Here is a 22,393-nt window from a genome sequence, read left to right as displayed (position 1 = left end):
CGGTTCTACAGCTTGCCGGCGTCTTCGAGGATTTGCGTCGCCTTGGCGGCGGCTTCGTCGAGCGCCTGCTTGGACGTCTTGTCGCCGAGAATCGCCGCCTGCAATTCGGGATAGACGGCGTTCGAGATCTCGATCCATTCAGGCGTCTGCGGCACGGCGAAGGCGTGCTTGGCTTCTTCCTGGAAGGCGGAGAGAACCTCCTTCTTGTACGGATCGTTTTCGGCCTGCTTCAGGTCCCAGTCCCAGACCGCGGTGCGGGTCGGCAGCGGGCCCGCGGCGGCTTCCAGCTTCTGGCTGTCCTCGTTGGTGAGCCACCACACCAGCGATGCCGCGGCCTCCTTGTTCGGGCAGTTCTCGGTCACCGAGAAGCCATGGAAACCGGACCAGCCGGTGCGCTTGCCGGACGAGCCTTTCGGCGCGACCTTGACGCCGACATTGCCGGCGACCTTCGACGACTTCGGATCGTTGAAGAAGCCGGCCCAGCCCGGCCAGTCCAAGTTGATGGCAACGGTGCCGGAGGCAAAACCCTGGCCGAGATCGTCCCAGAGATAATTGGTGGTTCCGGCCGGCACGGCCTTGGCCTTGTAGAGGTTGACGAACCAGTCGAGCGCCCGCACGCCGGCTTCGGAGTTGAAGACCGGCTTGCCGTCCTTGTCGAGATACTCGCCGCCCTCGGCCACCACCATCTCGTAGAAGCGGCCGTTGATCGCCTCTTCCTTGCCGGCGAACTGTGTGCCGTAGAAATTGGGCGGGTTGGCGAAGAACTCGGCCTGGTCGGTGACCTCTTTCCAGGTGTCCGGGGGCACCAGATCATAGCCGTATTTCGCCTTGAACTTGGCCTTGTTGTCGGCGTTCTCGTAGAGGCTCTTCTGGTAATAGAGGGCAGAGACGTCGAACTGCGCGCGCGGCAGCATCTCCAGCTTGCCATCGATGGTCGCCGCCTTGATCGTCGACGGCACGAAGGCGTCGATCTCTTCCTTGGGCAACAATTTGCTGAGGTCGGTATAGAGGCCGGTATATTGCGGCGCGAAGGAGGAGTGATTCCAGCCGACGCACCAGTTGGTGCTGCCCGAGGCAATGTCGGACTTCAACTCCTTGTCGATGTCGAAGCCGTTCTTCTTGGTCAGGATGTTGACCTTGGCGCCGGTCGCCTTCTCCCATTCGGGGATGCGCTCGTAGAGCTTTTCATATTGCTGGCCGCCGATCAGCTTCACGTCGACGGTAACGCCTTCGAACTTGCCGGGCAGGTCGCCGGCAAGGGCTGCGCCTGCACCTGACGCAAGCAACAATGCGCCGGCGCACACGCCGGAAAGCAGTCTGTTCATTGGTATCCTCCCTGGGTGCGCCTCAGCGGCGACCGCAACTCGTCTGATGACAAGAAGCGTTACATTCATATACAAACAAAACATTCATGGATACGTCAAGGCGAAATTTGTTTCCGTCGGCTGCGTTCCTGCGTATATGAAGAATCGATTTCACTGGAGGGAAGCCCATGGATGATAGCGAAGACGAGCGGTATCGCGCGCCTGCGCTCGACAAGGGGCTCGACATCCTGGAACTGCTGGCCGGCGTCGACGGCGGCCTGACGCAGGCGGAAATCGCCAAGAAGCTCGACCGCAGCCCCAACGAGTTCTACCGCATGCTGGACCGGCTGGTGCGGCGCGGCTATGTTACGCGGCTCGACGGTGACCGCTATTCACTGACGCTCAAGCTGTTCGGCCTGGCGCAACTGCACGCGCCGGTGCGGCGGCTGGTTTCCTATGCGACGCCCTTGATGCGGGAACTGGCGGAGACATCGCAGCAGGCCAACCAACTTGTTGTTTTTGATCGCGGTTCCGCCGTGGTGATCGGCCAGCAGGAGGCGCCGAACTACTGGGGCATCTCGATCCGGGTCGGTGCCCACATCAGCCTCTTCGACACCGGTTCGGGACATGTGCTGCTCGCCTTCCGTTCGCAGGAGGAGCGCCAGATGATGATCTCCGAACATGTCCGCAGCACCGACAATACCGCGCAGCCGCCCGAGTTCTTTGCCCGTCTCGACCAGATCAGGGAACGGGGATATGAGATGATGGCCTCGATGCAGACCGCCGGGGTCTACAATCTGTCGGCACCGGTGCGCGGCTCCGACGGCAAGGCCATCGCGGCGCTTTCGATTCCTTACATCACCGTCGTCAACGCACCGTCCGCGCCGGACATGACCCGCACCATCGAACTGCTGCTGGCGACATGTGAAAAGCTGTCGCGTCTGGCTGGGTCGGCCGTCGGCTCATCGGTGTAATTCTTATTTGAATGAAGAATTCCTCCGTGAGATGATGGGAAAGACATAGGGAGGAGCCTTGCCATGATCGTCGACACCCACCTGCATCTCATCGATCGCTCGGCCCTGCGCTACCCGTGGCTTGCCGGCGTGCCGGCACTCGATCGCGACTTCTCCTATGAGGAGTATGCCGGGGAAGCCCAGCGTGTCGGCGTCGAGCGCGTGCTGCATATGGAGGTCGATGTCGATCCGGCCGACATCGAGGCCGAGACCCAACGTATCGAAGGCCTGTCGAGACAGGCCGGCAGCATGCTGGCCGGGGCGATCGCCGCCTGCCGTCCGGAAGAGGCCGGCTTTGCGGCCTATCTGGAGCGCCAGCGAGCAAAGCCGTTCGTCAAGGGTTTTCGCCGCGTCCTCCACGTCATGCCCGACGAACTCTCGGAAGGCGCGCTGTTCCGGGACAACGTCCGGCGGCTTGGCGGCACCGGGCTCACCTTCGATCTCGTCGTGCTGCCGCACCAGATTCCCAAGGCGATCGCGCTCGCCGACCTGGCGCCTGAGGTCCAGTTCGTCCTCGACCATTGCGGCGTTCCGGACATCAAGGGCAATGGCGAGCACCCGTGGCGCGAACACATGAGCGACATCGTGCGGCGTCCGAACGTCGTGGCCAAGATTTCCGGCGTCGTCGCCTATGCAGATCCCGGCAGTTGGACGGTCGAGACGTTGCGGCCCTATGTCGAACACACGATCGGTTCGTTCGGCTGGGATCGTGTCGTCTGGGGCAGCGATTGGCCTGTCTGCACGCTGGGTGGCGGTCTGTCGACCTGGGTGGCGGCGACCCATGCGCTGCTTGCCGGCTGCAGCGTTGCGGAACGCGACAAGCTCTTGTCGGCGAACGCCCGCAAGCTCTGGCGGCTTTAACCGGCTCTGCTTGGGGTTCTTCAGATCGTCGCCGAAACGTGCCGTTCGCGGCCGTAGAGCGAAACCAGCAGCACGATGATGAAGCCGAGTGCTGCCTGCACGGCCGAGGGCTGGAAGCCGAGCCCGATCAGCAGCGTGTTGATCTCGGTCAGCACCAGCACGCCGGCGATGGTCCCGAGATAGCTGCCGCGCCCGCCGACCAGCGCGGCGCCACCGACGACCACGGCCGCGATGGTCTGGAACAGGTAGGGCTGCCCGACATCGCCATAGGCCGAGCCGGTGAAGCCGAGCAGCAGCACGCCCGCCACCGCGGCGAAGAAGGCGCTTGCCGCATAGGTGATCACCCACATGCGGACGGGATCGATCAGCGCCAGCGGCGCGGCACCCGGATTGCTGCCGAGTGCGTAGAGCCGGCGTCCATAGGGCGTCCGCTCCAGCACCAGGACGACGAGCGCCGCCAGCACGACAAGGCAGGGCACCAGCCATGGAACCGGCAGCGGCCCGGCCGATCCGCCGATCGACACGAAGCTCGAAACCGCTTGCGGCGCGGAGCCTGAAGGGAAGCCGGCTGTCCACAAGAGCACCAGCCCTTGCACGACCATGCCGATGCCGAGCGTGACGATGAGCGGCTGGATGTCGAGGCTGCGCGCGATCAGCCCGTTGAGGCCACCGATCAGGATCGCCAGCACGCCGACGAGGCCGCAGACCAGGACAAAATTCCAGCCATCGCCGTAGAGTTGCGCGGCCACGACATTGGCAAAGCCGATGACGAAGGGGATCGACAGGTCGATGCCGCCCATGATGACGACCAGCGTCTGCCCGATCGAGGCGACGGCGAGCAGCGAGGCAAGCACCAGCATGGCGCGCACCGCAAACGGGCTGGAGTAACCCGGAATGAGGATGGTGCCGGCAAGATGCAGAAGGGCGGCAACACAGAAGGCGCCGACGACACGGGCATTGGTTGTCGCGAATAGATTTCGACCAGCCATGTCAGCGCCTCCCGATGGCAAAGCGTTCCTGCAGCGCGGTCAGCATCACCGCCAGCACCAGTATGGCGCCGTAGGCGATCTGCAGCACGAAGGTCGAGACGTTGAACGTCGTCAGCACGCTCTGCAGCAGGAAGATGTCGACAGCGCCGATCGCAGCACCCGCAACGCCACCACGGCCGCCGGCAAGACTGACACCGCCAAGCGCGACAGCCGCAATGGCGATCAGCGTGTAGGTCGGGCCGATGTTGGGATCGGCCGAACCGATCAGCGCGGTCAGCATCAGTCCGGCGCAGCCGGCAAGGATGCCGGTCATGACATAGGCGATGAAGCGCACGAGCGTGACGTCGACGCCGGCCGTGTAGGCGGCGCGATCATCGCTGCCGACAGCCATCAGTTGGTCGTAATAGGGGCTGCGCCGCACCAGCCACCAGAAAAGCAACATCAAGGCCAGCGGCAGAAGCGAGAACGGGCCTGCCAGGGCTTTCAGCCAGCCCGGCGCCGGGCCGATCGGCGCCGGCAGGATGGTCAGCGTCACCCCGGTCAGGATCAGATAGGTGCCGAGCGTGGCTACGATCGGCTGGATGCGCACGATTGTCGCCAGGAACCCGTTCGCCGCCCCGACCAGCGCCCCGATGAGTAGCGCCGCCGGAACAAGCACCAGCGGCGAGGATATTCCGGCGCGCAGAAACAGCACCTGGATCACGATGGCGTTGACGAAGCCCATCAGCGGCCCGACCGAAATATCGATGCCGCCGCGCCCGGCGAGGATAACCGGGGTCGAGGCGATGGCCGCGCCGATCAGCGGCGCCGCCAGCCCAACCAGCGCACCCCAGGAGCCCGGCTGGAACCGTGCCGGGCTCAGCATCAGGTTGACCACCAGCAGGACGATCAGCAGCACGACGGCGAAGCCGACGCTTCGCCCGAAGGACAACAGGCGTGCAAAGGGTCTCATGCTGCGCGTCCGAACATGGCTGCGATCACGTTCCCGGTGGTCATCGCCTGGCCGGCGATTTCCGCCGCGACTTCATTTTCGCGGAACACCAGCACGCGATGGCAGAGAAGAAGGATCTCCTCGATCTCGCTGGACAGGATGACGAGCCCCATGCCGTCGGAAGCCAGCCCGCGAAAGACGTCGTAGAGGACATGCCGGGTCGCCACGTCGACGCCGCGCGTCGGGTCGTTGAGAAGCAACATTGCGGGGTCCAGCGCCAGGGCTCGCGCCAAAAGCACCTTCTGCTGGTTGCCGCCAGACAGGGTGGTGATCGGCGCGTCGGGCCGGGGCGCTGATATCGACAGCCTTTCGCGATAGGCCTCGTAGCGCGCCTTGCGCGCCGCCGGGCTGATCAGGCCGAGGCGGGTGTCGCGCGACAGCGTCGAGACGGCGAAATTGTCGAGCACCGACTGGGTCGGGAAAATGCCATTGGCACGCCCGCGCGGAAGATAGGCGATGCCGCTCGATACGGCCTTGCGAAAGCCGGTGATGGCGCGGGATGCGCCGGGCAGATCGAGGGTGATCGAACCGCCAAGCGGTGCGACGAGGCCGGCGAGCATTTCGAGGAAAAGCTCCTGGCCATGGCCATCCAGGCCGGCGAGCCCAACGATCTCCCCGGGAGCTATTCGCTGCATGATCGGGCTGGCGCCCGGTGCGATGACGAGGTCGCGGATGGTGAGGGCGGCGCGATCAGCCATGCGCCAGCTCCGCGGCGGTGCGTGGCGCCATCGCCTTGAGAAGTTCCGCCGGCGTTGAGGCGCCGCGCTCCTCGGTGCGCACCACGCTGCCGCCGCGAAGGATGGAGATGCGATCCGAAAGCGACGTCACCTCGTCCATGCGGTGCGTGATGAACAGGATCAGGCAGCCATCGCCGGCAAGCCTGCGCATCAGCGAAAAAACCGATTCGCGGTCGGCGAAGTCGAGTGCTGCGGTCACTTCGTCGAGTATCAGGATCTTTGGATTGCGCACGACCGCACGGGCAAGAACGACGAGTTGCTGCGCTGCGAGCGGCAACTGCCCGGCGGGCATGTCGAGCGGCACGTAGGTGACGGCGAAACGTTTGAGCGCGGCGGCTGCCCTGTCGCGCCGCTCGTTGCGGGGAACCGCGCGCCGGACCAGGCCGTCGAGGCCAAGCAGGATGTTGTCGGTGACGCTGCGGTCCGGCGCGATCAGCACTTCCTGGAAGACCGTGGCGAAGCCTTGCGCCTGGAAGGCCGAGGGGATTCCGCCCGAAAACGGCCTGCCTTGCAGCAGGACCGCGCCGCTGTCTGGCTGAACGATGCCGGACAACAGCTTGACCATGGTGCTCTTGCCCGAGCCGTTCTCGCCCAGGATGGTGTGGATCGTCCCCGCCCGGAACGCGATCGAAGCGTCCGCAAGCGCGACCGTCTCGCCATAGCGTTTGGATATGTTTCTGATTTCAAGCATGTCGAGTTTCAAAGCTGGCAAGCCGGCCCTCCGAAAGAGCCGGCTTGTCGAGGTCCTATCTGGCCCAGGCGTCACTTCGCGCAGGCGTCAGGTACTTTCGAGTAATCCCATCCCTTGGTCGGCGCCGGGTTGGAGAAATAGGCGTCGAGCCATTCTTCCGGCATCGGATCCTTGGGCGGCACCGGGAAGATCGATACGGCATCCGTCGTCATGCAGTCCTTGTACCATTGGCCGAGATCGGCGTTGTGGACCGGCGGAATCGGAATGAGCAGCGTGTTCAGCTTCGGCTTCTGGCCGTCGAGCATGCGTTCGCCGACGCGAAACAACGTTTCGGCGGTCCAGTGCGGCAGCACGGCATGGCCTTCGAAGCGGTACTTGTCGGGGTTGGCCTTCCAGTAGCCCAGGGCATCGCCGGTGATCGAACCGGTGATCAGCGGCGCCGGCCGGCCGGCTTCGGCGAAGGCTTCCGCGACGACGCGGCTTTCGCTGCCTGTCGTCCATACCGCATCGATCGGGGCCGGGTTGGTGGCGATCGCCTGCAGCACGACCGTCTTGGTGACATTGGCCGTCCAATTGCCGTTGACCGTGCGCGAGACCTTCAGCTTGGGGTTCTCCGCCAACGCCTTGTCGGCGCCCTGGCGCTCCTGAACCACGATCGGGTGGCCGGCGATGCCCTCGACCAGCAGGATGCTGGCGCCATCAGGCTCGGCCTTGCCGATCGCCGTCATCATGTCGTAGCCCCAGCGCGCATAGTTGGAATCGACATTGATCGCGTTCGGGCTGGTCACCGAACCGGCGGCGGTGATGAATGGGATGCCGGCCTTGGCGGCGGCATCGATGGCGTCGTCGAGCGCTGTTGCCGAGCCCGGGATCGAGGTGATGATCGAGCACTTCTTGTCGATGAAGGCGCGGATCTGGTTGATCTGCTGGCTGGCGTCGTTGTTGGAATCCGACACTTCGAAGCTGGAGACGGTGCCGTCGGCGATCAGTCCGTCGACCAGGCGCTTCAGCTCCTTGGTGACGGTGACCCGCCAGGGGTTGCCCTGGTAGGATTCCGAATGGCACCATTTCCATGGCTTGGGCGGCGGGGTGAAATTGTCCCAGGCCGATGGCAGAACCTTCTGCGGCGCGCCGTCATATTGCGCCTTGAGTTCATCGGGCAGCCCGCTGATGACGCCTTGCACGTCTTCGGCAAGCGCGGTCGTTGCGAGTGAGGCGAAGGCGGTTGCGGCCACAAGGCCGCGGATCAGGCTTTTCATTTGTCTCCTCCGTTCGATTTCTTCAGGCTCCTCCACCGGCAGTGCCGGTCGCCTGCGTCGGGGCGCTCTGCCGAAACAGGCGATTGAGATCGGCAATGACCTGGCTGGAACGATGCCCTGAGGTGATGCCGGAATTGACGCGGTCGGACGCGGCCTGCTGGAACGCCATGTAACCATCATGGCGAGGCCGCACCCATGCGCCCTCCAGGGTCGCGCGCGTATCGCGATAGAAATTGCCGGTCGCCGCATTGACGGCCTGATCCTCCCAGGCCGCGGCATGGCCGGGCTGGCCGCCGGCCGCGGCATAGGGGCCCCGCTGGACCTCGCCGCTGGCGAGCCAGTAGGCGAAATCGGTTGCCGCCTCTTTCGCCTTCGAGAAGGCCGACACGGCTATGCCTGTGCCGCCAAGCGCCGTGCCAACCGGGCCGCTGGCGCCGACAACAGGGATGTCGCCAAAAGCCAGGCGATGTGGGCGAAACCCGGCCATCGCATAGGAAACGTAGCCATAGATCAGCGGCGAGCAGGCGATCGGGGATCCGGCCTCACCCATCCGCTCCGAGACGGCGATCGGGTCCATCTCGAGGCAGGCGGGGTCGACCAGCGCGGCGATCTCTCGCATTGTCTCGAAGACCTCGCTGCCGGCCTCGCCGTCGATGAGATCGCGCGATGGGTCGGTCGCGCAAGCATGCCCGAGATTGCCAGCGAGCGTGAAGAACACCATCATCGAATGCGGTGGCCGCAACGGCAGCAGCACGCGTCCCTGCCGGGCGAGATCGAGCACTTCGCTCCATCGCGATGGCGGTGCCTCGAGCGCATCGGGTCGCCATGCCTGCACCTGCGTCGCCGCATCGATGGGGAACGCCCACTGCCGTCCTTGCCATGTATAACTCGGATAGGACTGGCCGACGCTACCGGAGGAAAGGGCTGCGCGTTCCGCCTCGCGGCCGGCGACATCGAGCGGCTCCAGGCAGCGTTCGGCTGTGATCTGGCCGACATGCGGATGATCGATGACGATCAGGTCATAGGCGCGCGCCAGTTCCTCGACCGGGAAGGACTCGAAGTCCTGCAGCGAACGCTTGTCCCATTCGACGGCAATGCCGGTTTTCTGCTTCCACAGCGACGAGCAGGCGACCATCGGATCATAGCCGCGCGGATGGTTCCAGGTCATGCCCCTGAGCGTGGGTTTGAGGAAGCGCGTGGTCACAGGCCGAACTCCTCGCGGATCGCGGCGCTATGCTCGCCGATGCGCGGTGCTGCCCGATCGACCTTGGCCCTGATGCCGTCGACCCTGAGCGGCGAGCTGGTGGTGAGGATCGAGACATCGTCCTCGCGCGTCACCGTCTGCAGCATGTCGAGCGACTGGAACCCTCCGCTTGCCAACATTTCCGGCCACGTCAGCACCTTGGCGCACCAGATGTCGGCGGGTTCGAGAATGGCCAGCCACTCGTCGACCGTCCTGGTGGCGATCCTCTGCGCGATGATCGCCTTGATGTCGTCGCGCGCGGTGAACCACGATGCCGGCTCGTCGCGGTAGGGCGCCAGTTCCTCCAGCGACAGCAGGTCGGCGAGCTTCGGGATCGGCGTCATGGCGATGGCGAGGTACCCGTCCTTGGCGGGATAGACGCCGTAAGGCGCCGACAGATAGGCATGCGCGCTGCGGAAGCTGGAGCGGCGCGGCAAACGGCGGCCGTCATTGAGATGCGTGGTCAGTACCTCGAACTGGAAGTCGACCAGCGCTTCCAAGAGGCTGGTTTCGATATGGCTGCCCTGGCCGGTGATGCCGCGCCGCACAAGGGCGGCCAGTATGCCTTGCGCGCATGCCGCGCCCGCCAGCATGTCGCCGATGGCAAGCCCGAACGGCACCGGCCCCTGGTCCTCGTCGCCGTTCAGCCACATCACCCCGGAGCGCGCCTGCGCCAACAGGTCCTGGCCGGGCCGCTTGACCCATGGGCCTTCCTCGCCATAGCCGCTGATCGAGGCATAGACCAGGCGCGGGTTGACCTTGCGGACCGCCTCGTAGTCGAGGCCGAGCCGTTCGATGACACCCGGCCTGAAATTCTGGATCAGCACGTCGGCCTTGCCCAGCAGTCCGCGCAACGCCTTGAGATCCGCCTCGTCCTTGAGATCGATGGCGAGGCTTTCCTTCGCCCGGTTGATGGCATGGAAGATGGTGGAATCGCCGCCGATCTCGGTGTCGCTGAGATAGAGCCGGCGCGACAGGTCGCCGCCGTCCGGACGCTCGATCTTGATGACGCGGGCGCCGAGATCCAGCAGCCTGAGCGAGCAGTAAGGCCCGGAGAGGAACTGGCTCATGTCGACGACGACGAGACCGGCAAGCGGCAATTCGGCTGCTGCCGGCATTTCTACTTCTCCGTCTTGCCGACGAAATCGGCAGGGTTGCGGTACTTCACCGTCTGCAGATGCTCGCAATAGAGAACGAGTTCGCCTTCGCCCTTGAACACCTCGTAGCTGGCGCGGATCAGCCCCATTTCCTTGTAGCGCGGCGTCTTGTCGAGGTTGGAGCGGATCGAATAGATCGTATCGCCGATGAAGACGGGCTTTATGAAGCGGAGCTTGTCGTAGCCATAGGAAAACGCATTGACGCAGTTGGTTGCGACGAGCCCCAAGCCAGCCGAGAAGACGAAGGCGCCCGCCACCAGCCTCTTGCCGAAAATGCCCTCTGTCTCGGCAAATATCTGGTCCTGCACGTAAGGATGGATGTCGAGCACCAGCGTGTTGAAGAGGTGGCTGTCGCCCTCCGCCATGGTGCGGCGCAACGAGCGGATCTTCTGGCCAACCGGCCAGTCCTCGTAGAACCAGTTCTCGGCGTTCCAAACCGGCAGGGCGGCATGCGCCTCGGGCATGTTGGCCGGGTGCGTCGAGGCGACGCCGACGGTCGGTGCGAAGTCGTTCATCGCTGGCTCCGGAAGCCCTGCGCGAGGCACGGCACAAGTTTCGGAACACGCGTCAAGGCGCCAGATTGCACGACGTCTCCTCCCGTCAATCTTCTTTTGTAAATACTATTTTCACATATGGGGTTGCGTTGCAAGCGAGGACAGGCGAAATTTTGGCTGTTCCGCTGCGCTCGAGCCCGGCGGAACAGGGAGGAAAACATGCGCGATGCCTGTCTGGTCTTTGTCGGCAGCCTGAACCGGGAGGCGCCCTATTTCCAAGGCGCACGCGGCGTCGGTCTCGGCGTCTACAGTTTCGACGAGGAGACGCTGGAAACACGCAAACTGGCCGAGACCGGTGACATCGACAATCCGACCTTCCTGTCGGTGACGCCGGACGGTTCGCGCCTCTACGCCAATTCGGAAGTCTTCGCCTGGCGAGAAGGAACGGTTTCTGCCTACGGCTTCGACCGCGCCTCGGGCACGCTCACTTACCTGAACAAGCAGCCGTCGCTCGGCAGCATCACCGCGCATAACACCATCAGCCGCGATGGCACGAAGCTGCTGGTCGCCAATTACGGCATGGGCGAGGGCGGTCCGGATCGCGCAGTCGCGGTCTATGGCTTCGACAGGGATGGCGCCTTGTCGGCTCCTCTGGCCAGCGTTTCGCACAAGGGCACCGGCCCGAACGCGGCCCGGCAGGAGCGCTCGCATGCCCATAGCGTCACCGAAACCATCGCCGGCGGAACGGCCATCGTCGCCGATCTCGGCATCGACCGGCTGGTGTCCTACCGGATCGAGCACGATGGCAATCTGACCAAACTGGCCGAATCCGCTTTGCCGCCGGGCGCCGGTCCGCGCCATCTCGCCTTGCATCCGAATGGCCGTTTCGTCTTCGTCATGAACGAGCTGGATTCGACCATCGTGTCGATGGCGCTGGACGAGGCAAGCGGCAAGCTCTCGATCATCGACGCCAGGCCGGCCGTTCCTGCCGAGGCGCGCCAGGCCAATCACTGCGCCGATATCCAGATCTCGCCCGACGGCCGCTTCCTCTACGGCTCCAACCGAGGCCATGACAGCGTGGTCATCATGGCCGTCGACCAGCAAAGTGGTGCACTGAGCCTCCTCGGCTATGTCCCTTGCGGGGGCGCCACGCCGCGCAACCTGGCGCTGACGCCGTCAGGCGGCCATCTGTTCTCGGCCAACCAGAATGCAGACCGCATATCGATCTTCGCGCGCGACGCCGAGAGTGGCGGGCTGACCGACACCGGCCGTGCCATCGAGATCGGCACGCCGATGTGCGTCAAGATCGTGCGGTGAATCGTGCGCAACATCGGCATCGAAACCTCGGACTGAAACGGGCCGGAGCTCAGGCCAAGGCAACAAATCCGAGCTGATGGATCGCTCGGACCCTTCGCCGGAGCTGTTGACGGAGCCTTGAACGAAAAAACCCGCCTGCGCGGCGGGTTCCTGGCGCAACTCAGCACCATAGATAAATATCTACCATAGCTGCCTGCACCCAGTCAAGAAAAAATTCCTATCTTGAGCAGTTGCGGGCTATGGAAGGCTGCTGGCACAGCCGGACCGGCCGTCGTCAGGCCGCCTTTGTCAACTCGAGTTCACACTCTGGAGCTCAGGCCTGTTGTATTGCCGAGAGCTTCCAGCTCGAGCCATTCTGACGCGTGAAGGTCCACAGCTCCGTCGTCTCCGTGGGATGATCCTCGTCGCCCTCGACGACCTTGCCGCTGGCCCGTTCGCGCATCACGTCGCGCGATTCGTAACGCAGTGCGGCCGTGGCATAGTCGCGGTCATCCTCGCGCCAGCTTTCCGCGATGTCGGCCTCCAGGAGGGTGACGTCGGACACCTCGTTCCTGAGGCCCCTTTTCGCATTGTCGGCCAGCTCTTCCGACAAAAAGGACACCATTTCGGGCGTCAGCGCACGCCGCAAGGCGGCATGATCTTCACGCCCGAACGCTTCCTGGACATCGCTCAACAGCTGCTGGAATGCGTCGAGGTCGGCCTGGGCGAGCCGGATCTCATCGGAACCGGCGGCCGCCGCGGAGCCTCCGCCTGAACCGCCGCCAAAGCCGGGAATCGTGAAGGAACGCGCATTGTTCGCATCGCTCTGTCCGGCGGCGCGGTTTTCAAATCGCGAGGCATTGCCGGCGCCGGCGAGCGCAGGGGCGGGGCCACGCGCGGATTGCGACCGGAAGAACCTGATTGCCAGCATGATGGCGCCACCGATCAGCACGGCCTGCAGCAGGAAACCGAACATGCCGGCCAGCCCGCCGAAGCCTTGGCCCAGGAGCAGCCCGATCAGGCCCCCGATCAGCAGGCCGCGCATCATTGTCCCACCGAAGCCGCTCATGAAGCCGGGCCTCTGCGGGCCGGCCTGCGGCTGCCGGGCCGCGGTGTTCACGCCGGTGTTGGGTGTCATCGAACGCTCGACCGGAGCGGTCGGCGCCGGAGCGGTCCTGGTCGGCGGCGCCGATTGGAACGTGCGCATGCCGCGGCTGCCGAAACTGCCGCCGCGACGGGCCTCGGCATGATCGATCGCGACCATTGAGAATGCCAGGAACAGTCCGGCAAACAGGGCGGCAAATCGGCTTGTGCGGGAAGTCATCTGGACGGACCTTTTATCGATGTGGTTTCGGAAATTCTCGGCGGACGCCGACCCGGCTAACCGGGCGTCGTGCGGTCAATCGAACAGCTCTTCGAAGAACGATTTCTTCCGTTTCGGATAGCGGTGGCCCTGCGAGCGCGCATAGTCGTCATCGCGGTCCCGGCCATGCTGGGGCTGGGAGAACGCGGCCGGCTGTGGCGCGGGCGAGGCCTCCTTGGCCGACCGCTCGATGATCTTGTCGAGTTCGCCTCGGTCAAGCCAGACGCCACGGCACTGCGGGCAATAATCGATCTCGATACCCTGGCGTTCGCTCATCACGAGCGCGACGCGGCAGGAGGGGCAAACCAAGCCAAGAAGGGAAGAAGATGTCATATGGGGCTCCAAACCAAAAGAGATGAGCCCGCTTGACCGAAAGGATGGACGGGCCCGTTAAAGCGGTCCGACATCACGGTCGCGAGATGCGACAGTCAGAGGGGCCCGGCCCGCATGCGAGAATTAGGAACGCAGAGCGGCGCCTTCAAGGGCGACATTGTCCGCGAGGATCGAATTTGTTCCCCATCGCTGACGTCATTGCGCGTCGAGCGCTGGGTACCGCGCCTGCGCCCACGACCCCGGCGTCCCTGCTCAGACCGTCACCACGATCTCAGATCGTCACCACGATCTCAGATCGTGACCACGATCTTGCCGAACTGCTCGTTCGATTCGAGATAGCGATGCGCCTCGACGATGTGCTCGAACGGGAAGGTCCTGTCGATGATAGGCTTCAGCGCGCCGGCCTCCAGCCCTTCGAGGATGAATGCCTTGGCGGCTTCCAGCTTCGCTGGGTCGCCGGTGATCTCGTGGACGAGGTAGCCGCGCAGCGTCAATGTCTTGCCAAGCACGGCGGGCAAGGGAAACGGCGTCGGCTCGGGGCTCAACCCGCCATATTCGATGAGAATGCCACCACGGGACATCGCCGCCGCGAGCGGCTCGAAGATCGGGCCGCCGATCGCGTCCAACACGATGCGCACGCCTCGCGGCCCGGCGATCCGGCGTAGCCGCGTCTCCAGATCCTCCTCGGTCAGGACTACGACTTCAGCCGCGCCGGCGTCAAGCAGGGCCTGCTTCTTTGTCGAGGTCCGTGTCACCGCGATCGCCGTCGCGCCGAAGCTGTTGACGATCTGGATCGCGGCAAGCCCGACGCTGCTCGAGGCTGCCGTGATGACGACGAAGTCCTCGTTGCGCAGCCTGGCGATGTCGATCAGCGCGCCATAGGCGGTGAGGTACGCCATCCACATCGCGGCGGCGGTCTGCCAGTCGAGTGATGTCGGGTTTTTGACGACGAGCCCGGCGGGATAGGTAACAAGCTCTCCATAAGCCGGCCAGCGGATCATCGATTGTGGCGGGATGACGCTGACGGCATCACCCGGCGCCAGACCCGTCACAGCTTCGCCGACCGCTTCGATGAGGCCTGCGGCCTCCAGGCCAAGCCCGGACGGCAGGGTGGGCGTCTCGATATAGGTGCCCGCGCGCAGCAGCGCCTCGGCGCGATTGAGGCCGAGCGCCTTGACGCGGATCTGAACCTCGCCCGGGCCGGTTTGGGGAGGGTCCACATTTTCGATCCGCAAGACCTCGGGCCCACCATGCTGGTGAAAGCGAACGACGCGCGCCATTGGGTTACTCCAAATTGTCTGAACCGAAAGGAGCTATGCCCGTAAGACAAAGTTGGATAAATGGCATCGGAAGCAGGACAGTAGAAACCAGGAGTTTCGAATATGGATCGGCTTGAGAGCATGGCCGTGTTCGTCAGGGCGGTCGACCTCGGCTCGTTCGCGGCGGCCGCGGCCGCACTCGATCTGTCAGCACCGATGGTCGGCAAACACGTCCGGTTTCTGGAGGAGCGCCTCGGCATGCGCCTGCTCAACCGCACCACGCGCCGGCAGAGCCTCACCGAGTTCGGACGCGCCTATTACGACCGCTGTCGGCTGGTGCTGGCCGAGGCCGAAGCGGCCGATCAACTCGCCGCCGGCCAGCTCTCGGAACCGCGCGGCAAGCTGCGCGTCACCATGCCGGCGCATTTCGGCCGCCACTGCGTAACACCCGTGCTGCTGAACTTGGCGCGGCAATATCCGATGCTGGAACTCGACCTGTCGCTCAGCGACCGCTTCGCCGATCTTGCCGAGGACGGCTACGATCTTGCCATCCGAACCGGCGATCTGGAGGACAGGGCAGGCGTGATCGCGCGCCGCGTCGCTCGCCAGGGCATGGTTGTCTGTGCGGCGCCGTCCTATCTGAAAACCCAGGGCGAGCCACGGCGGATCGAAGACCTCGCCAATCATCATGCCATCGTATACCGCCGGCTCGGCCAAGCCGTTCAGCCTTGGCTGTTCCCGCGCGAGGGACAACCAGCACAGGAGATCATGCCCGGCGGCCGGCTGCGGCTCGACGATCTCGATGCCATCGCCGACGCTTCGGCCGAGGGCATGGGGCTCGCCTGGTTGCCCTGGTGGCTGGTTCGCGAGCGCATTCAGGCCGGCGCGCTGGTCGAGCTCCTGCCGGACCAGCCGCGATATCTCTATGACTGCCACGCCCTTTGGCTGCAGACGCCCCATTTGCCGCTGAAAGTTCGGCTGGCCGTCGATGCGTTGGCGGCCGCCTTGCCGAAACGGATGGCTTGATCGCCAGCGCTCGCGACCACTCCCGTTTGGGATCGCGCGGACATTTTGTGAAGAGGCGCCTCGGCTCTTTGAGGCATCGCTTTCCAGTGCCATATCAGGCAAAGCTGGCGGCATGCAGGCACATTGCAGGAGAGACGGTTGATGACCAAAGGTTCGGATCTGTTCGTGGCGGCCCTCGAGAACGAAGGGGTCGACCGGATATTCGGCATTCCGGGCGAGGAGAATCTCGACATCGTCGAATCCATCCGCCGCTCCTCGATCCAGCTCGTCCTGACCCGTCACGAGCAGGCGGCCGCCTTCATGGCAGCCACGTATGGCCGGCTCACCGGCAAGCCAGGTGTGTGCATCACCACGCTCGGCCCCGGCGCGCTCAATCTGACGACCGGCTCGGCCTATGCGCTGCTCGGCGCCATGCCGATGATCATGATCACCGGCCAGAAGGGAATCCTGTCGTCCAGGCAGGCGCGGTTCCAGATCGTCGACATCGTCGCGGCGATGAAACCGCTGACCAAGCTGTCGCGCCAGATCGTCTCGCCCAAAATGATCCCCTCGCTGGTGCGCGAAGCCTTCCGCGTCGCCCAGGAAGAGCGGCCAGGCCCCGTGCATCTGGAACTGCCGGAAGACATTGCGGCGGCGGAGTGCGATCCGGTTCCGCTGGTGCCGACGCATCCGGTCGAACTGCCGTTGGCCGGTGCGGGCGCGCTCGACCGCGCCGCCCGCATGATCATCGAGGCCAAACGTCCCCTGCTGATGTTCGGCGCCGCGGCGTCGCGGCCGCGCGTCACGCCTGATGTCGCCCAGTTCGTGCTGCGCACCCAAATTCCCTATTTCACCACGCAGATGGGCAAGGGCACCGTGCCTGGCGGCACCGAACTCTACATGGGAACGGCGGCCCTTTCGGAACGCGACTACGTGCACGAGGCCATAGAACAGGCCGACCTGATCATCACCATCGGTCACGATACGGTCGAGAAGCCGCCCTTCATCATGGGCGCCAACGGGCCGAAGGTCATCCATGTCGGCTATCAAACCGCCGATGTCGAGCAGGTCTATTTCCCGCAGACCGAGATCGTTGGCGACCTCGGCCCTTCGCTGGCGCTGCTGGCGGATCGCATCGAGGGCAAGATCCCCAACGCGCAGGCCCTGCTGCCGCTGCGCGAAGGCATTCTGAGCCGCATCGCCGCGCGCGCCACCGAGGACCGCTTCACGCCGCAACGCATCGTGCATGACGTGCGTTCCGTGATGCCGGCCGACGGAATCCTTGCCCTCGACAACGGCATGTACAAGATCTGGTTCGCGCGCAACTACCGCACGCGCATGGCAAATACGCTGCTGCTCGACAATGCGCTGGCCACAATGGGCGCGGGGCTGCCGTCGGCGATGATGGCGGCACTGCTCTATCCGCAGCGCCGCGTCATGGCCATCTGCGGCGACGGCGGCTTCATGATGAACAGCCAGGAACTGGAGACCGCCGTCCGGCTCAAGCTCAACCTTGTCGTCCTGCTGCTCGAGGACCACGCCTATGGCATGATCCGCTGGAAACAGGCGGTCGACGAGTTTCCGGATTTCGGCATGACCTTCGGTAATCCCGACTTCGTCAAATACGCCGAGGCCTATGGCGCCAAGGGAACCAGGGTCGGCGCGATCGCCGAATTCCGGCCGGCGCTGGAACAGGCCTTCACCGGCGGCGGCGTCCATCTCGTCGTCGTGCCCATCGACTATTCCGAAAACATCAGGGTGCTTGTTGACGAATTGCGTGAGCGGCTGCCGGCGGTGCAGGCGACCTGACGGCGGTCGGCGCCAAGGCGTTGCCGGCAAAGACCAGATTCGGTGCGATGGCTGCGCGGCTGGGGCAAACCCGCATGCCGCGCAGCCGGGACTCCTACAGCTTGCAGTAGGGCGTTACCGGAGCAATGGTGCCAAAGTCCTTGACGATCTCGTAGCTGATGCCATCGGTCGCCGCCTTGCCGACATAGGAATGGCAGAGCGTGTGGTTGTTGCTGGCGTCGACGCGGATCTTGCCCTGAGGCGCGTCGAACTCGATGGTCGGCAGTGCCTTGAGCACGTCGTCGTCCTTCAGCGACCCAGCTTTTTCGACGGCAAGCGCGTAAAGGTGCAGGCCGTTGTAGCCGGCCTCGCCGATACCGTTGACCATCTTCTCCTGGCCGAACTTTTCGCGGAAGCTCGAAATGAACTTCTTGTTGACCGGGTTGTCGAGCGCCATCCAATAGGGCTGCGGCGCATAGGTTCCGGCCGCCACGCCGGGCGGCAGCGCGTCCTTGTTGAACACCTCGTCGAGCGGCGCGATCAACGGCTGCTTGACGTCGAAGCTGCGGTACTGCTTGAGCTGCGTGACCGCGTCGTTGCCGACCACCATCGACCACACGACATCGGGCTTCAGCGACTTGATTTTCTGGAAGGCGGGACCGAAATCCGTCGTGCCGAACGGATAGTAGTCTGCGCCGATGATCTTGCCGCCGGCCTTTTCATAGGCGGCCGTGATCGCCTCGGTCATCTTCTGCGGCCAGGCGTAGTCTGAAGCCATGATGTAGATCGTCTTGCCGAGATTCTCCGCCACCCATGGCATCATCGGGTCGACCTGCTGCATCGGGATCGGACCGGTGGCGACGAAGTAGCGGTTGCACTCGCCGCCCTCGAAATTGGTCGGATAGAAGAACAGTTTCTTGGCCTTCGATGTCACCGACAGCGTGGCACTTCGCTCGGGCGAAATGATCGTGCCCATGATCACGTCGACCTTGTCTTCGTTGAGGAGCTTGCGCGCCTTGTCGATCGAGCCCTTGGTCGTGGTCTGGTTGTCCTCGACGAACAGTTCGACTTGGCGCCCGCCGATGCCATTGGCGGCGTTGAGCTCCGCGGCGGCGAGCTTATAGCAATTGAGCAGCGTCTCGCCGAGTATCGCCTGCAAGCCGGTGATCGGGATCGACAGGCCGATCTTGACGGTGTCGGCCGCGCGCAGGATGCCCGGAGCGCCGACTATGGCGAAGGCAGCCGCGGCGCCGCCGGATTTCAAGACAGTTCTTCTGCTTATCATTGTTGTGTTCCCTTCCAGTCCAGGCGCGCCCCATGCACGCCTTACAAAGTCAACAGGTTCCAGGCGCTTCAGGCGCGCCCTATAAGGCCAACAAATCCTTGAGCAGGCTCTCGTCGGCGAATGACTCCGGCGGGCCTTCGTGCACGATCCTGCCTTTCTCCATCACCAGACAGCGGTCCGCCGCCTTGAGGACGAGATCGAGATTCTGCTCGACCAGGACGATCGCGATGCCGCGCTCGCGCGCGATGCGCGGCACCAGTTCGGCGATCGTCTGGACGATGTTCGGCTGAATGCCTTCCGAGGGCTCGTCGAGCAGCAGCACCGATGGCAGGCCGCACAGCGCACGGCCGATCGCCAGCATCTGCTGCTGTCCGCCCGAGAGCGTGCCGGCGATTTGCGCCTCGCGTTCGCGCAGGATCGGAAAATAGCCGAAAATGTCGGCCGGAATGCCGCCGTCGCCACGATCTTTGGCGGCACGGGTGCCGACTTCAAGGTTCTGTCGCACAGTGAGCTGGTTGAAGATGCCGCGCCCTTGGGGCACATGCGCGATGCCGGCGCGCGCGCGGCGGAAGGCCGGCGCACTGGTAAGGTCCTGGTCACCGAGAACCACCGCGCCGCCGCTCGCCTTCAAACCGCCGGCGATGACGCGCAGCAGCGTCGTCTTGCCGGCGCCGTTGCGGCCGAGCAGGCCGACGACTTCGCCCGCCGCGACGCCGAGATCGATGCCGTTCAGCACCGGGAGCAGGCCATAGCCGGCCGAGACGGCAAGTGTCCGCAGCATGCTCAGCGCCTCCCAAGATAGACGTCGCGGACCATCTCGTCGGCTTCGATGTCGTGGAAGGGGCCGCTGCGCAACCGACGCCCCTGGTGCAGCACCAGCGTCTCGCAATTCAGCGCCCGCACGAAACGGATGTCGTGCTCGACCGCGACGATCGAGAACTCGCCCTTGAGCCGCAAAAGCATCTGCGCCGTCGCCAGCGTCTCCTGCGGCGTCATGCCGGCGGTCGGCTCGTCGAGCAGCAGCAGGCGCGGCTCGATCGCCAGCGCCATGCCGATCTCCAGCCACTGCTTCTGGCCATGCGCAAGTTCGCCGGCCAGCGTGGCGGAGCGGTTGCCGAGCGCGACCAGCTCCATCAACTCGCCGACCGGGCGCGCCGGGGAGGGGGCGCCCCAGCGCGCCACCTTCAGATTGTCTTCCACCGACAGGCTGGGGAACACCGACGGGATCTGGAATTTGCGGGCGATGCCGAGCCGGGCGATACGGTGCAGCGGCAGGCCGGCTATGTCGTGGCCGAGGAAACGCACGCTGCCGCTGGTCGGGCGCAGCGTGCCGGTCAGAACGTTGAGGAACGTGCTCTTGCCGGCTCCGTTCGGCCCGATGATGCAGCAGAGTTCCTTGTCGCGCACGGTAAGGTTCAATCCTTCCAGCGCTTGCAGCCCGCCAAAGCGGATGCCGACATTCTCGGCCTCGAGCAGGACGTCGCTCATTGCGTGCGCCTCCGGGCCCTGAACAGGTTTTTCAGCCGTGCATAGATCGACAGGATGCCGTCCGGCAGCACGAAGACGATGATGACGAAGACGCAGCCGAGCAGCAGCGGCCACAGGCTCGGGTTGAAGCTGCTGATCTGCTGCTGCGCGCGCTGGATGAAGATTGCGCCGAGCACCGGCCCAAGCAGCGTGCCGCGCCCGCCGACCGCCACCCAGACGATGACTTCCGTCGACAGAAGCAGTCCGGAGAGGTCCGGTGCCACCAGCCCGGCCATGCAGACGTAAAGCGCGCCGGCGAGCCCGGCGATTGCCGCCGATGCGATGAAGGTCACCAGCAGCCGCAGCGGAGCGTTGTGGCCCAGTGCTGCTGCCCGAACCTCATTGTCCTGGATCGCGGTCAGCACCGTGCCCCAGCGGCCACGGCCGATCGACCACAGCGTCAGCACGGCCACCGCCGCGATGGCCGCGACGAAGATATAGCTCGGCAGGTCCTGGCTGAGATCGACATGCAGACCGCCAAGATCGAATTCGATCGGCGGGATGCCTATCAGGCCGCTGTCGCCGCCCGTGACCGAACTCCAGGAGATGGCCGCCTGCTGGCAGATGACGCCCATGGCCAGCGTGACGATGGTGAAGTAGCTGCCGCGGATGCCGCCGAAGAACAGGAAGTAGCCGATGATGGCGGCGACGAAGGCCGCGCCCGCGACCGCGCCTGTGATGCCGACAAGGCTGGCGAAGGGGATCGCGTCATTGAGCGTGACCAATGCCATGATGTAGCCGCCGATGCCGAAGAAGGCGGCGTGGCCGAAACATAGGATTCCGGTGCGGCCCCAGAAGAAGTCGAGGCTCGCCGCGAACAGGCCGAAGATCAGCGCGTCGCGGATCACCGTCAGCTGGTAGCCGTCGGCGAAGAAGGGATAGACGATGGCAAGCGCCACGCAGACGCCGAAGATCAGCAGCCAGTTGCGGTCCCGGGCGATCATCGAGAAGCCCCGTTGAACAGGCCGTTGGGTCGCGCGCGCACGGCGACGATGGCCGCCAGCAGCACGACCGCCTGCGCCAGCGATGGCGAGATCTGGTAGTTGAGGATGCTGGTCAAGCCACCGACGAAGACGCTGCCGGCGACGAGGCCGCCGATCGAGCCGACGCCACCGACGATGACGACGAAGAAGGCGTTGGCGAGATAGTTCACCCCCATCTGCGGCAGCACGATCGCCAGCGGCGCGACCAGTCCGCCGGCCAGCCCCGCGATTGCCGCGCCGAAGGTGAAGGCGATGGCATAGGTGCGCCGCGTGTTGATGCCGACGCCCTCCGCCATTTCGCGATTCTGGATGACGGTGCGGATGTCGAGCCCGAACGACGTCCGGCTGATCAGCAGGATGACACCGAGCAGGGTCAGCATGGCGATGGCAATCAGGATCAGCCGGTAGGCCGGATAGACTGTGAAGAAGAGGTCGAGCGTGCCCTCGACCGGCGGCGTCACGGGCTTGGCGCCGAGGCCAAAGGTCAGTTCCAGCCCCTGCTGGAGGATGAGGCTGACGCCCCAGGTGGCAAGCACCGTCGACACCGGCCGCGAATAGAGGTGGCGAATGATGGCGAATTCCAGGATGCAGCCGACCACGGCGCCGGCGATGGGTGCGGCCGCCAGGCCCAGCCAGAACGAGCCGCCCATGCTCTGGATGAAGTAGACCGCGAAGGCGCCGACGCTGACGAACTCGCCATGCGCCAGATTGGTCACGTTCATCAGGCCGAAGCTGATGGCGAGTCCGAGCCCGACCAGCATAAGGATGCTGATCAGCGTCAGCGCATTGAGCAATGTCGTGATGGCGAAATCCAT

22 protein-coding genes are annotated in these 22,393 nt (G+C 64.7%); 5 read left to right on the top strand and 17 right to left on the bottom strand.

The window, feature by feature from the left end:
• Positions 1 to 5: 5 nt before the first annotated feature.
• Positions 6 to 1,325 carry an ABC transporter substrate-binding protein gene (locus tag LB566_RS05250; protein WP_140655549.1) on the bottom strand — a complete coding sequence of 440 codons (1,320 nt, stop codon included), beginning with the start codon at positions 1,323 to 1,325 and terminating at the stop codon, positions 6 to 8.
• A gap of 167 nt (positions 1,326 to 1,492) precedes the next feature.
• Here LB566_RS05250 and LB566_RS05245 point away from each other — a divergent pair, with 167 nt between their 5' ends.
• Positions 1,493 to 2,278: an IclR family transcriptional regulator gene (locus LB566_RS05245; protein WP_140514524.1), complete on the top strand. Its 786-nt coding sequence runs from the start codon at positions 1,493 to 1,495 to the stop codon at positions 2,276 to 2,278.
• 63 nt (positions 2,279 to 2,341) lie between these two features.
• Entirely contained in the window at positions 2,342 to 3,178 is an 837-nt protein-coding gene (locus tag LB566_RS05240) for an amidohydrolase family protein (protein WP_224623564.1), read from the top strand.
• A 20-nt stretch (positions 3,179 to 3,198) separates the two neighbouring features.
• Here the strand turns inward: LB566_RS05240 and LB566_RS05235 are convergent, their stop codons facing one another.
• From LB566_RS05235 to LB566_RS05200, 8 genes are all read right to left on the bottom strand, one after another.
• Positions 3,199 to 4,167 carry an ABC transporter permease gene (locus LB566_RS05235; protein ID WP_140551255.1) on the bottom strand — a complete coding sequence of 323 codons (969 nt, stop codon included), beginning with the start codon at positions 4,165 to 4,167 and terminating at the stop codon, positions 3,199 to 3,201.
• A 1-nt stretch (position 4,168) separates the two neighbouring features.
• Complete coding sequence (locus LB566_RS05230) at positions 4,169 to 5,119, bottom strand: ABC transporter permease (RefSeq protein WP_224623563.1); 951 nt, start codon at positions 5,117 to 5,119, stop codon at positions 4,169 to 4,171.
• Positions 5,116 to 5,856, bottom strand: coding sequence for an ATP-binding cassette domain-containing protein (locus LB566_RS05225; protein WP_224623562.1), 741 nt, complete (start codon positions 5,854 to 5,856; stop codon positions 5,116 to 5,118). Before LB566_RS05225 ends, LB566_RS05230 begins: the two co-directional genes overlap by 4 nt.
• Positions 5,849 to 6,586 carry an ATP-binding cassette domain-containing protein gene (locus LB566_RS05220; RefSeq protein WP_224623561.1) on the bottom strand — a complete coding sequence of 246 codons (738 nt, stop codon included), beginning with the start codon at positions 6,584 to 6,586 and terminating at the stop codon, positions 5,849 to 5,851. Before LB566_RS05220 ends, LB566_RS05225 begins: the two co-directional genes overlap by 8 nt.
• A gap of 71 nt (positions 6,587 to 6,657) precedes the next feature.
• Entirely contained in the window at positions 6,658 to 7,845 is a 1,188-nt protein-coding gene (locus LB566_RS05215; protein WP_224623560.1) for an ABC transporter substrate-binding protein, read from the bottom strand.
• Between the two features lie 22 nt (positions 7,846 to 7,867).
• Positions 7,868 to 9,013 (bottom strand): ABC transporter substrate-binding protein, encoded by a 1,146-nt coding sequence (locus tag LB566_RS05210; RefSeq protein WP_224623641.1) that lies wholly within the window; start codon positions 9,011 to 9,013, stop codon positions 7,868 to 7,870.
• 32 nt (positions 9,014 to 9,045) lie between these two features.
• On the bottom strand, positions 9,046 to 10,206 hold the full coding sequence (locus LB566_RS05205) for a CaiB/BaiF CoA transferase family protein (protein ID WP_224623559.1): 1,161 nt from the start codon (positions 10,204 to 10,206) through the stop codon (positions 9,046 to 9,048).
• Positions 10,207 to 10,208: 2 nt separating this feature from the next.
• On the bottom strand, positions 10,209 to 10,760 hold the full coding sequence (locus LB566_RS05200; protein WP_224623558.1) for a MaoC family dehydratase: 552 nt from the start codon (positions 10,758 to 10,760) through the stop codon (positions 10,209 to 10,211).
• A gap of 198 nt (positions 10,761 to 10,958) precedes the next feature.
• Between LB566_RS05200 and LB566_RS05195 the strand changes: the two genes are divergently transcribed.
• Complete coding sequence (locus LB566_RS05195; RefSeq protein WP_224623557.1) at positions 10,959 to 12,056, top strand: lactonase family protein; 1,098 nt, start codon at positions 10,959 to 10,961, stop codon at positions 12,054 to 12,056.
• 313 nt (positions 12,057 to 12,369) lie between these two features.
• Here LB566_RS05195 and LB566_RS05190 read toward each other — a convergent pair whose 3' ends face one another.
• From LB566_RS05190 to LB566_RS05180, 3 genes are all read right to left on the bottom strand, one after another.
• Positions 12,370 to 13,359 (bottom strand): Tim44 domain-containing protein, encoded by a 990-nt coding sequence (locus LB566_RS05190; protein ID WP_224623556.1) that lies wholly within the window; start codon positions 13,357 to 13,359, stop codon positions 12,370 to 12,372.
• 75 nt (positions 13,360 to 13,434) lie between these two features.
• Positions 13,435 to 13,731 (bottom strand): zf-TFIIB domain-containing protein, encoded by a 297-nt coding sequence (locus LB566_RS05185; protein WP_140497640.1) that lies wholly within the window; start codon positions 13,729 to 13,731, stop codon positions 13,435 to 13,437.
• 290 nt (positions 13,732 to 14,021) lie between these two features.
• Positions 14,022 to 15,011, bottom strand: coding sequence for a zinc-dependent alcohol dehydrogenase family protein (locus LB566_RS05180; RefSeq protein ID WP_224623555.1), 990 nt, complete (start codon positions 15,009 to 15,011; stop codon positions 14,022 to 14,024).
• 102 nt (positions 15,012 to 15,113) lie between these two features.
• Between LB566_RS05180 and LB566_RS05175 the strand changes: the two genes are divergently transcribed.
• Positions 15,114 to 16,016: a LysR family transcriptional regulator gene (locus LB566_RS05175; RefSeq protein ID WP_224623554.1), complete on the top strand. Its 903-nt coding sequence runs from the start codon at positions 15,114 to 15,116 to the stop codon at positions 16,014 to 16,016.
• A 141-nt stretch (positions 16,017 to 16,157) separates the two neighbouring features.
• Positions 16,158 to 17,804: an acetolactate synthase large subunit gene (locus LB566_RS05170; RefSeq protein WP_224623553.1), complete on the top strand. Its 1,647-nt coding sequence runs from the start codon at positions 16,158 to 16,160 to the stop codon at positions 17,802 to 17,804.
• 94 nt (positions 17,805 to 17,898) lie between these two features.
• On the opposite strand, the gene LB566_RS05165 is transcribed toward LB566_RS05170, so the two are convergent.
• The 5 genes from LB566_RS05165 to urtB all read right to left on the bottom strand — a co-directional run bounded on the left by LB566_RS05165 (position 17,899) and on the right by urtB (position 22,393).
• Positions 17,899 to 19,068 carry a substrate-binding protein gene (locus LB566_RS05165; RefSeq protein ID WP_224623552.1) on the bottom strand — a complete coding sequence of 390 codons (1,170 nt, stop codon included), beginning with the start codon at positions 19,066 to 19,068 and terminating at the stop codon, positions 17,899 to 17,901.
• 79 nt (positions 19,069 to 19,147) lie between these two features.
• Positions 19,148 to 19,849 (bottom strand): ABC transporter ATP-binding protein, encoded by a 702-nt coding sequence (locus tag LB566_RS05160; RefSeq protein ID WP_140551242.1) that lies wholly within the window; start codon positions 19,847 to 19,849, stop codon positions 19,148 to 19,150.
• A 2-nt stretch (positions 19,850 to 19,851) separates the two neighbouring features.
• Positions 19,852 to 20,556: an ATP-binding cassette domain-containing protein gene (locus LB566_RS05155; protein ID WP_224623551.1), complete on the bottom strand. Its 705-nt coding sequence runs from the start codon at positions 20,554 to 20,556 to the stop codon at positions 19,852 to 19,854.
• On the bottom strand, positions 20,553 to 21,539 hold the full coding sequence (locus tag LB566_RS05150) for a branched-chain amino acid ABC transporter permease (protein ID WP_140551240.1): 987 nt from the start codon (positions 21,537 to 21,539) through the stop codon (positions 20,553 to 20,555). Before LB566_RS05150 ends, LB566_RS05155 begins: the two co-directional genes overlap by 4 nt.
• Entirely contained in the window at positions 21,536 to 22,393 is an 858-nt protein-coding gene (urtB, locus tag LB566_RS05145; RefSeq protein WP_224623550.1) for an urea ABC transporter permease subunit UrtB, read from the bottom strand. Before urtB ends, LB566_RS05150 begins: the two co-directional genes overlap by 4 nt.

This window comes from Mesorhizobium sp. CA13 (genome assembly GCF_020165235.1).
Classification (GTDB): domain Bacteria; phylum Pseudomonadota; class Alphaproteobacteria; order Rhizobiales; family Rhizobiaceae; genus Mesorhizobium.
Note: the sequence above shows the minus strand (reverse complement) of the source record. Positions and strands in the feature narration are given on the sequence as shown.